Source organism: Listeria farberi (assembly GCF_014229245.1).
Lineage (GTDB): Bacteria > Bacillota > Bacilli > Lactobacillales > Listeriaceae > Listeria > Listeria farberi.
The window spans coordinates 1-10,905 of sequence record NZ_JAARZJ010000027.1 but is presented as its reverse complement, the minus strand read 5'-3'; the positions used below and the strand labels follow the sequence as shown (position 1 = coordinate 10,905).

Genomic DNA, 10,905 nt, shown 5'->3' with positions numbered 1-10,905 from the left:
ATATAATACAGAATATCGCTCTCCTGTATCGAAAACTTTTTCAATATTATTTTTTAATTCATCTTTTATATACACCATTTTATTATGAATATATATTTCTTTTTTACCCATTAATTAAAGACCTAGTGAACAATGTCCTAGACCCCGCACCCCCGTTTTGTGAATTATTTTAAATTTTCAGTATTATTTATTTAAAAAAACTTGTTTTCTGTGCAATTTTCTTTACTATTTATCATTTACAAAAAGCTTCATTCAATTTTCAATAATAATTTATTAACAAAGATATGAACTTTTTTCACAAAAAATATTTAAATATACTTTTAAATATCCAAAATATATATTCTCAATCTGCTTCTTCTTTAAAATACTCATCATGCCATTCAATCCGCACCTTCTTATCCAGCGAAACTCGAACACTTTTTGTTAAATGCGAAAGAGCTTTTATATCCACTCCATCCCCATCAAAATTCAATAGCACTGGCACTTGATCACCAAAATTATCTCTATCTACTAAAATCGCAACCCCGCCAGCTTCATCTTGGTATACTCGCACGTCTAAATTAGATATTATTTCCCATCCGTGTACTGTTTTTTTCATCATCTATTCATCTCCTATGTAATATTTTCTCTCTAACTATCATCATATCCTAGTAACCAATAATTTCCAACCCAAAACCAATTTCCACTTCCAAAGTGGCAAATAATAATTTCACCTCCCCCATTTTTCCAGCTATAGTAAAGACAAATCAAAAGGAGGTCTTTACGTGACAGATAGCAACGAACTAACAACAGAACTCGATTCCATGGCGATCATCTTACACGCTGGGAATGCGAAAAGTTGTGCTTTTGAGGCACTGAAAGAAGTAAAACAGCAAAACATCGACGCTTTCACGCAGAAAATTACTGAAGCGAAAGATGAGATTAAACTGGCGCACCGAGCGCACGCGGAACTTTTACGAAAACTATCTTCCGAGAACCGAATGAGAGAGGTGGATTTACTGCTTGTTCATGCGGAGGGTCACTTGTCTTCTACGGATATTGCTGTGGAAATGATTCGGGAACTGGGAGAAATTTATCAATGGAAATGGAGTTTATCTAATGAATAACAACTTTTTATGGGGAGGTGCAACGGCCTCTTATCAATGTGAAGGTGCTTGGAATGTGGATGGCAAGGCAGAATCGATGTGGGACTACTACTTGCACGAAGCGGGTCTTGAGAATGGCGATGTGGCGAGCGATCACTACCACCGCTACGAGGAAGACATTCGGATGATGAAAGAAGGCGGACAAAATTCCTATCGTTTTTCTTTATCTTGGCCGCGAATGATTAAAAATAGGCAAGGTGACATCAACTTAAAAGGGATCGAATTTTACCAAAACTTGCTAGATACGTGTAAAAAATATGACATTGAGCCGTTTGTGACACTTTATCATTGGGATTTGCCGCAATATTGGGAAGAAACTGGTGGCTGGTTGGACCACGATGTTTGCGCCGCATTCGAGCATTATGCCAAAGTTTGTTATGACCACTTTGGAGATAAAATCACGAATTGGACTACGTTTAACGAGCCAAAATGGTTTGTTGCTAACGGATATAAAATCGGCAACTACCCACCCGGTTATCAAGATACGCAAAAAACAATGATTGCGGCTTATAATGTGATGTACGCGAGTGCTTTAGGAGTAAAAGCTTTTAAAGAAGGCGGCTATCCTGGGCAAATCGGCATTGTTCACAGCTACACGCCGGTGAACGGTGTCGATGAAAGTATCGAAACGAAAATTGCAATGCGCTACGCTGATAACTATTGCAACAACTGGATTCTCGACACAGCCGCATTTGGCGAATTCCCGGTCGATCTCATTGCCGAGCTAGCAAAATCGCACGATATCAGCTTTATGAAAACAGACGAACTACAAACTATTAAACAAAATACCGTTGACTTCATCGGCTTAAATTACTATTCTCGCACGCTCGTTAAACCATACACTGGCGGCGAAACCCAGCTACAATTTAACCACAGCGGTAAAAAAGGCGAAAGTAAAGTTCTTATCAAAAACTGGTTCGAACAAGTGAAAGATCCCGCCAACGAAACAACCGAATGGGACACAGAAATTTATCCAAAAGGCTTACAAGATGGCTTAATTGAGGCATACGAACGCTATCAATTACCACTTTATGTGACAGAAAACGGCATTGGTGTTCGCGAAGACGTTTCTGTGCCACAAGTAGATGATGCCTACCGTATCGCCTTTATGAACGACCATATTAACGCCATTTTCAACGCAATTGATGCTGGTTGTGACGTTCGTGGCTACTACGCTTGGTCCCCGTTCGACCTTTACTCTTGGAAAAATGGTGTCGAAAAGCGTTACGGACTTGTGGCAATTGATTTCGAAAACAACCAAATCAGAAAACCAAAAGCTTCCTACTACTGGTTCAAAGAAATGATTGAAAGTCAGGGAAAACTCATCAAACGAAGAGAATTTTAAAAAAAGGAGCAGAAAAATGAAAAATATCATGTTAGTTTGCAATGCTGGTATGTCCACAGGAATGCTTGCGAAAAAAATCGAAGCCGCTTCTGGCAATACATTAAACGTCACTGCTTGTAGTGAATCCGAGTATACCGATTATTTGGAGGGTGTCGACCTCGTTCTTATCGGTCCTCAAATCCGTTTTCTTATGCCACAAATAAAACAGGCCGTCAGCGTCCCAGTCCATGCCATTTCACCAGTAAAATACGGCATCATGGATGGCAAAGGGGTTTACGAAGACATCCAGAAATTAATAGGAGGATAAAAACATGCGATTTAATACCATTAGCGAAAAAATGGATCAATATATTTCCCCGCTGGCTAACAAACTTAGCCAGCAACGCCATTTGAAAGCAACCAGAGATGCCTTTATGTCCATGCTGCCAATTACATTGTTTGGTTCCATTCCGATTATTTTGAAAGCGGCTCCAGTAACAGATGATACGAAAAATGGGTTCCTGCTTGCTTGGGCTAACTTTGCTGAAAAATATGATTTAATCTTAAACTGGATTAGCGGAATCACACTTGGCGCCATGTCATTATATATTTGCGTCGGTATCACGTATTATTTATGCAAACACTATCATGAAGATTTCTTACGCCCACTTATGTTTTCTATCGCTGGTTTCTTTATGCTCGTACTTAATCCAATCAAAATGGGTTGGGACGGAAAAGAAGTCGACATTAGTTTCCTTGATGGACGCGGAATATTACTTTCGATTTTCGTCGCCATCATTACCGTAGAAGGTTATCACTGGATGCGCAAGAAAAATGTCGGTCGAATAACCATGCCCGATAGCGTTCCAGCTTCACTATCGGAGACATTCGCAGCCTTAGTTCCTGGTATTATTTTAATGACCTTTTTCTCGATTATCTTTATCATTTTCAACCTACTAGACACAACTGCCATCCAATTCTTATATGAAAAAATGGCGCCGAGCTTCAAAGCAGCCGATAGCTTACCATTCACGATTCTAAGTATTTTTCTAGTTCACTTATTCTGGTTCTTCGGTGTGCACGATGCCGCACTTGCCGGAATTCTAGGCCCAATTCGTGACGGAAACCTTTCTATCAACGCCGCTGAAAAAATGGCTGGACAAGATTTGACGAATATTTTCACGACACCATTCTGGACATATTTCGTTATCATCGGTGGTTCTGGTTCCGTTCTCGCACTTGCCTTTTTAATGATGCGATCCAAGTCCAAACAACTAAGCACCGTCGGGAAAGTCGGCTTCTTACCTTCCATATTCGGAATTTCTGAGCCGCTAATTTTCGGAACACCACTAATGCTGAATCCGATTTTCTTCTTCCCGTTCATTTTCACATCCGTATTCAACGGGGTCATCACGTATCTTTGTATGTATTTCGGGATTGTCGGAAAAACGTTCGCCGTCTTCTCTTGGCAAATGCCCGCACCAATTGGAGCATTTCTATCCACCATGGACTGGCGAGCCATCGTTCTCGTATTCATCCTGATTTTCTTAAACGGTCTGATGTACTACCCATTCCTAAAAGTATATGAGAAAAACCTCGTTGCTTTAGAAAAAGAAGCCGAAGAAGAAAACATCGCTGCTAATTAATAGCCACTTAAATAGAGATTGGGACAAAAAAACTCGTCTCTTTCTCTATTTGGTGTTGTATAATAACAATAGGTTAAGGGAGAATTAGGGGGGATATAATGACTATTTCAGAAAGGCAACGTTCTTTGTTAGAAAAGCTTAACGACAGCCAAAAGACAGTAACAGCAAAAGCACTTTCAGAAATGTTAGGCGTTTCTTCCAAAACTGTGCGAAATGACATTATGCAAATTAACCAGTCATTTAGTTCCACAATCATTGCATCAAAAGCTGGAAAAGGCTATTTTCTAACACCAAATAATGAAATTGCCCAAATCACTTTCACAAAAAATAATGAAAATCTGCATTTTGAACTATTACGCCACATTATCGAGCATGAAAAAACGAATTTCTTTGATTTAGCAGACCAATTTTTCATTAGTGAATCTACGCTTACACGAATTATTAAAGAACTCAACACCGTTATCGCTGAAAAAGATACGTCGCTTTGTATTATTCGAAAAAACAACGAACTACTAACCGAGGGCGGCGAAGAAGAAAAACGACGCATCTTCAACCTGTTCCTCAATCAAGAAATCGAAAACCATCAATTAAGCTTAGATAAATACGCCGATTACTTTGATTACTGCAATTTAAAACAACTTTCCGAGCTCATTATTGCCTACCACAAAAAGAACGAATTTTTCATGAATGATTTCTCGACGATTTCGTTCATTTTGCATATCGCCGTTTTAATTGAACGAATTAGTATGGGCAGCTATATAGAGCGAACTGCTTTACTCGAGCAAGATAAAAATAGTCTTGAAATGGCAGAACACCTAGCCGAAACATTAGAAAATGAACTGCAAATCAATATTCCAACGCAAGAATTAAGCTATATCGCACGGCTTTATTCTGGCAAATTAGTAACAACTTCCACCATTGACGCGCAAGTTTTTGGCAGTGTTGTCACTCGGCTCCTTGAAGCAGTGGACCAGAATTTCCATATCGATTTTTCCGCAGATGAAAAAATAGCTACCTATTTAGTGGCCCATATCTCAGCCCTATACAAAAGAGCCAATCATAAGCAATATTTAACCAACCCGCTCACCGAAGAACTAAAAAACAAGTTTCCATTTATTTATAATGTCAGCGTCTACGCCTCAGCCTTTATTCAAAAAGAGTTAGCAATTACTTTTCCAGATGACGAAATTGCCTATATCGCGCTACATTTTTTATCTGCTTCGGAAACGATTAATCACGGTAAAAAAAGAAAAATCCTCTTGGTTTCACCGTACGGCGCGGGTAGCCAACGTTTCATTCATAATCAACTTAAAAAAATTGCCGATTTTTCGATTGACTTACTCGTATCTCAATCTATTTTTGATATAAAGCAGTTCACCTTAGACAAAGAAATCCATTTAATTATCACCGCCGAACCATTAAACTTAACAACCGATATCCCAGTTTATCATTACGATTTACTTTTAACAGAAACAGATTTGCAGAAAATCAAGCACATTTTAGAAACTAAGCCAAAAGCTGATTCGATTTCCAGAAAATTTTTCAAAAAAGAGCTTTTCTTTCCAAAACAAAACTTCAAATCAAAAGAAGAAGTAATTACGTTTCTTTGCGAACAGTTAACTGCATTCGATTACTGCGACTCCGATTATGTAGCAAAAGTATTCGAGCGTGAACAATTATCTAGTACATGCTACGGAAACTATTACGCAATTCCGCACGCCATCCAGCGAAGCGCGAAGAAAAATGCCGTCGCCGTATGCGCACTTGATAAACCAATTGACTGGGGCGGAAATCGCGTCAAACTCGTCCTCCTACTCACCATGAAAGAAGAACGCGACAACTCTTTTGAAGAACTATTCGGCCAACTCGTAACCATCTTAAACGAACGCAGCTTTGTAAAAAAATTAGCCAAACAAGAAGATTTCCAGCAATTTATCGAACTTTGCGAACAAAAAACCCTAGATTCTTAACCAATCTAGGGTTTTCTAATCCGATCAATTCCAAAAACAACAATCGGTAAATAATTAAAAAAGAAACTAATCCGCTGACAAAAACCAATTTTATCTAAAACTGGCAAGTGATTGACAGCAGGAATCCGCGCAAGTCCATAAACACCGGCCGACAGCAGGCTTACAATGAGTAATACTAGATAGATATTGCTCCGGGTTTTATCACCAGTTTTTCTGTAAAGAATAACCAGAAACAACGGAAACATCAAAAATCCCGCATAACCAAGCCCCGAGCCAATATTATGAACCCAAGTCGCAAACGTCCAACTCGCCTGCTCCGTATCAATACTGAATAACCCAGTAAAAATACAATCGCCAATCCCATATAACCCAATCACAGAAGCAAGCAAAATCGCCAAAATCCTCGACGTTTTAACAACGCTCTGATAAATCGCCGGTAACGAAAGCACAAACAGCACCCCAGACACCACCGACCAAACCAAAAACGCCCCCCGAACCGGACTAGCCACATCCCCAAACACACTCATAACCCGCGTCATTTGGTTTAATTCCGGATAAAATATTCCAAGTATGTATGGCGTTAGAAAATCACTCAAAACGCCGAGTAATAAAAGGTAAAAACCGTATTTTTTTAGAAATTTCATTTGGAGCCTCCTTTTATGAAATTTATTTAAGATATATTAACTCCCTATTAATTATACAAATCTATCTTCCTCTTATCTACTTTAATCTTTCTATATCTAATTAAGAGCCAAAAGCAAAATAAAAAGCCGGAAAAAATATTTTTCCAGCTTTTCATAAATTTAACACGATTAGCTTTTTATACGCCCAACAACGAAAACTAATTAATCCAATGTAAACCCTTGTTTTTTCAAAAAGCCCGCTATTTCTGGTCTTCGTATTTCTTCAAAAAACTCTACATTCTTGTCTCCCCATGAAGTCTGATGCTGATTTTTTTCACGTAAAGCATAATATTCTTTGGTCAATTCCTCATACGCATTTAAATCTGTAAATTGTTCATGTGGATACTGATTTTCTCCTACTTGATTTTCTAGTAATAGACGTGGTTTTACTTGATTTTTATATTCTGGTACCCCCACAGTTAAGCCAAAAACTGGTATCGTAAATGGCGGTAAGTTTAGCAATTCAGCTACTTTTTCTATGTCATTTCTTATTCCACCAATATAGCAGATTCCTAAATCAAGAGACTCAGCAGCAACCACCATATTTTGAGCTGCAATCGTTGCATCTATCACCGAGACAAGTAATGATTCCATATTTCTCAAACCATCTAAAGTTCGATTATTCTCCAGTAAAAGTTTTGATTGTCGGTATAAATCACCTATAAATACATAAAAAGTCCCCGTTTGGTTTACATAAGAAGCACTATTCGTAATTTCAGCTAGCTCCATTCTTAACTTTTCATCTGTAATTTCTAAAATAGAAAAAGATTGCACAAAATGCGAACTAGACGCACTTCTCGCAGCTGTTAATAAATGTTGTTTGGTATCATCTGATAATCTTTCATTTTTAAATTCTCTTACTGAAACATGTTTAACTAATTGCTGAATTGTCGTATTCATCATTTAACCCCCATTTGAATTTATACTGTAAATAAAGTATAATCTATCTGCACTATCATTTGAAATGCGTAAATCATATGCCGGTATCATTATTTTTGATACCAAAAGGAGAAAATTATGGATATTGAAAACATGAAAGCATTTAATAAAGTAGCTGAACTAAAAAGTATTTCTGCAGCAGCGAATGAACTGCATCATTTACAGTCTAATATGTCCAATAAAATAAAAAATATCGAAAAACAATTTCAAACAAAACTTTTCTTCCGGCACTCAAATGGTGTGGAACTAACTAAAGAGGGAGAAAAAATCTATCAACAATTCAAAAAAATGATTTTATTATGGGAGGAAACAATTGATATCATCAATGAAGAAGATGAAACTATCTCTATCGGTATTACGCAATCTTCTTTACCTATGGAATTTAATACGATTATTAAAGAGTTCTATCAACAGTTTCCAAATAAAACATTATCCATCGTTAGTGGAAGTACAAGTGAATTAATACCTAAAATAGCTAACAGAGAACTAACCATCGCTTATGTCGCTGAACTCGAAAAAGAAAATTTATTTCAAGATAGCCAAATCATCTCACAAACGCTCTCATGGGATAAACTAGTTTTCGCAGGCAACACAGCTGGAAAATCAGTCCAAAAAATATTAGCGGAAGAACGATTATACGTCTTCAGCAAACAATGTTATTCATACCGCGCCCTGGCTGCTCTCATTAACGATTTTAATATCCCAAATGTCTCCATATCAGAGATCAATATTCCTGAAACACTTGTCGAAATCTGCAATAATGAACTTGGCATTGGAATTATCCCTGAAAGCATCGCACTAAACTATCATTTTCTAAACTATGAAACATTACCCACAGAATATGCAGCACTTCGAAAAACATTAATTTATCATGCAGATCATACAATTTCAAATGGTGAAAAATGGCTTATCGAAAAAAGTAAACCAGCTTTCAAAAGTTAAGTTGTTGATTACAACCCTTTCAAGCAGCTAGCTATTTATGATAAGGCTCCCCCCGAACAATCCGAAACGCCCGGTAAACCTGCTCCACCAGCACCAACCTCATCAACTGGTGTGGCAGCGTTAACCTCCCAAATGAAATCCGCTCATTACTCCGCTTCAACACCGCATCACTGTACGGCGCGGGCAGCCAACGTTTAATTCATAATCAACTTAAGAAAATTGCTGATTTTTCGATTGATTTACTCGATTCCCAGTCTATCATTACGATTTACTTTTAACAGAAGCAGATTTGCAGAAACTCAAGCACATTTTAGAAACTAAGCCAAAAGTCGATTCCATTTTCCATACAAATTGTTCAGAAATCCCCTTTTCCCGCCTCCAAAAGCTCAATAAAACATGCCAAATTCGGTGACATCCATCTTTTTTTATGATAACTATAAATAGTTGCTATTTCTAGATTATCCAGAGGACTTGGGACTTTACGGATCTGCTCCTTTCCAAGCTCTTCCGTGAACACAAAATCTGGAAAAACTGCAATGCCTAAATTATTAATCACACATCTTTTAATTGACTCAATACTCCCAGCTTCCATTCTATGCTTAAGCGTTATATTCCGTTTTTTAATCATCGCTTCAAAATGTTTTTGATAAATACTATCCAAATCGTTCGATAAAAAAGATACATCAAATTCTTTATTTTCATCAGAAAAATTAATAGACTCTACCTCTTTTTGAGCACTCGCAATTACAGAAATAGCATGGGCGCCCAATTTACTATTCGTAATCTGGTCACTTTTTTCACCAACATCATAATAAATGCCTAAATCAACTAAACCATTTTCAACTTCATACGGGATTTCAAAGCAATTTAACGTTTTTAAATATAATTTTACATTGGGAGCTTTTTCATGGAATTCCTTTAGAATGGGCTGCATTTGGTAAGTCAATATACTTTCGGGGATAGCAATACGCAAGTCACCTTTTAACTCTGCATTATTCGAAAAGTTCTTCATTTTGTTATACGTTTCAAGTATCTGATTCACAGAAGGCAACAAATCACTTCCCGCAGAGGTTAAAACCATTTTTCGGCCAATTTTATCAAACAGTTTCACATGAAGCTCTTGTTCTAGTTGTTGAATTTGCGTGGTTACTGTCGATTGGGCGTAATTTAATTTTCGAGCAGCTTCTTGAAAACTTCCCGTTTCTAAAATCGTTTTAAACGTTAGCAAATTTTTTAAGTCCATTGTTACTCTATGTCCTTTTCAATAGTTCAAAAAAACCGAATCATACATTCGATTTTTTTCGTTATTCAGAACTGTATTTTTGTTGTAGTATAAATTGTACTAAGGGATAAGTCAAATATTACTTAGTATACTAAAAAAGAAAGTTGGGTAACTAATGGTAATTAAGCACTTTGCAAACAATCCTAAACATTTAGCGGAACTAGTCGACTTAATCAACTACTGCCAAAATATCGAAGCAAAACTAGCTATTACCATGGCTGAACAAGCAGATATTTTTGAGATTGAAGATTATTATCAAAAGAAAGGCGGTCAATTTTGGCTTGCCCTGCATGATAATAAAGTTGTTGGTTCAATTGCACTGTTACCATTTGACAAGGAAACAGCTATTCTAAAAAAATTCTTCACCTATCCTGAATTTAGAGGGAATCCAGTGCGTCTTGGTCAGCAGTTATTTGATGCTTTTTATGCGTTCTACACCGCGAATGATTTTTCTCGGATTATTTTGGATACACCTGAAAATGAAAAACGCTCGCATTATTTTTATGAAAAACAAGGATTTCAGCAAATTACTCGAGAAGCATTAGATAGTGACTATCCGTTTCCTGATAGAAATTCGAGAATTTATGAAAAAAATAATTCAGAACAAGCTTAAAAGACCATCAATATCATTTTTCCAAAGCCTGAGCAAAAGATATTGAAGACTCTTTACATTATCCTACTAATTAGCTTTGCAATGTCTTAATTTAGAATAATATTCTTGAAATATGAATAAAATCTGGTCGTATAAGCAATTAAATTTTTAATTGTAGTTTAAATAAGCTTTACTTAAGCTCCAATAAATTTTTCATTTTGAACAACTAAGCTCAACATTTTTATAACGATATAGTTAAAAAACTTTTCCTAAACCCTAACAGGAAAACAAATTTTATCCTAACATATTTTTAGACTCTATCGCCTTGATACTTTCCTTTATCTTCACTCTATCTAATTCATATTTTTCTATGATATATTGA

General features: G+C 36.8%; 11 protein-coding genes and 2 pseudogenes. 8 read left to right on the top strand and 5 right to left on the bottom strand.

The genetic code is table 11. The features are described 5' to 3' along the window. Positions 1-343: 343 nt before the first annotated feature. The gene (locus HCB45_RS14590) at positions 344-598 is read right to left on the bottom strand and encodes a hypothetical protein (RefSeq protein ID WP_185620375.1); all 255 of its coding nucleotides are present in this window, start codon (positions 596-598) and stop codon (positions 344-346) included. A gap of 166 nt (positions 599-764) precedes the next feature. On the opposite strand from HCB45_RS14590, the gene HCB45_RS14585 reads away from it, so the two are divergent. The 5 genes from HCB45_RS14585 to HCB45_RS14565 all read left to right on the top strand — a co-directional run bounded on the left by HCB45_RS14585 (position 765) and on the right by HCB45_RS14565 (position 6,085). Continuing rightward, positions 765-1,106 (top strand): PTS sugar transporter subunit IIA, encoded by a 342-nt coding sequence (locus HCB45_RS14585; protein WP_077396822.1) that lies wholly within the window; start codon positions 765-767, stop codon positions 1,104-1,106. Continuing rightward, positions 1,099-2,490, top strand: a complete 1,392-nt coding sequence (locus HCB45_RS14580; protein ID WP_185620374.1) for a glycoside hydrolase family 1 protein — start codon at positions 1,099-1,101, stop codon at positions 2,488-2,490. The genes HCB45_RS14585 and HCB45_RS14580 overlap by 8 nt, the downstream gene beginning before the upstream one ends. Before the next feature lie 16 nt (positions 2,491-2,506). After that, positions 2,507-2,797: a PTS sugar transporter subunit IIB gene (locus HCB45_RS14575; RefSeq protein ID WP_185620373.1), complete on the top strand. Its 291-nt coding sequence runs from the start codon at positions 2,507-2,509 to the stop codon at positions 2,795-2,797. A 4-nt stretch (positions 2,798-2,801) separates the two neighbouring features. Further along, positions 2,802-4,115: a PTS sugar transporter subunit IIC gene (locus HCB45_RS14570; RefSeq protein ID WP_185620372.1), complete on the top strand. Its 1,314-nt coding sequence runs from the start codon at positions 2,802-2,804 to the stop codon at positions 4,113-4,115. Between the two features lie 98 nt (positions 4,116-4,213). After that, positions 4,214-6,085: a BglG family transcription antiterminator gene (locus HCB45_RS14565; RefSeq protein ID WP_185620371.1), complete on the top strand. Its 1,872-nt coding sequence runs from the start codon at positions 4,214-4,216 to the stop codon at positions 6,083-6,085. 5 nt (positions 6,086-6,090) lie between these two features. Here HCB45_RS14565 and HCB45_RS14560 read toward each other — a convergent pair whose 3' ends face one another. After that, a complete protein-coding gene (locus HCB45_RS14560; RefSeq protein ID WP_185620370.1) occupies positions 6,091-6,729 on the bottom strand; it encodes a DUF998 domain-containing protein in 639 nt (212 codons plus the stop codon). A gap of 201 nt (positions 6,730-6,930) precedes the next feature. After that, positions 6,931-7,668 carry an NADPH-dependent oxidoreductase gene (locus HCB45_RS14555; RefSeq protein WP_185620369.1) on the bottom strand — a complete coding sequence of 246 codons (738 nt, stop codon included), beginning with the start codon at positions 7,666-7,668 and terminating at the stop codon, positions 6,931-6,933. Between the two features lie 117 nt (positions 7,669-7,785). Between HCB45_RS14555 and HCB45_RS14550 the strand changes: the two genes are divergently transcribed. Then, positions 7,786-8,649, top strand: coding sequence for a LysR family transcriptional regulator (locus HCB45_RS14550; protein WP_185620368.1), 864 nt, complete (start codon positions 7,786-7,788; stop codon positions 8,647-8,649). A 31-nt stretch (positions 8,650-8,680) separates the two neighbouring features. Here the strand turns inward: HCB45_RS14550 and HCB45_RS14545 are convergent. After that, positions 8,681-8,821, bottom strand: a pseudogene (locus HCB45_RS14545) (23S rRNA (pseudouridine(1915)-N(3))-methyltransferase RlmH); the annotation flags it as partial. A gap of 1 nt (position 8,822) precedes the next feature. Between HCB45_RS14545 and HCB45_RS15540 the strand changes: the two are divergent. Beyond that, a pseudogene (locus HCB45_RS15540) lies at positions 8,823-8,989 on the top strand (hypothetical protein); the annotation flags it as partial. A 15-nt stretch (positions 8,990-9,004) separates the two neighbouring features. Here HCB45_RS15540 and HCB45_RS14540 read toward each other — a convergent pair. Beyond that, entirely contained in the window at positions 9,005-9,892 is an 888-nt protein-coding gene (locus tag HCB45_RS14540; protein WP_185620367.1) for a LysR family transcriptional regulator, read from the bottom strand. Between the two features lie 154 nt (positions 9,893-10,046). Between HCB45_RS14540 and HCB45_RS14535 the strand changes: the two genes are divergently transcribed. Continuing rightward, positions 10,047-10,544, top strand: a complete 498-nt coding sequence (locus tag HCB45_RS14535; protein WP_185620366.1) for a GNAT family N-acetyltransferase — start codon at positions 10,047-10,049, stop codon at positions 10,542-10,544. The last annotated feature ends 361 nt before the right edge of the window (positions 10,545-10,905 follow it).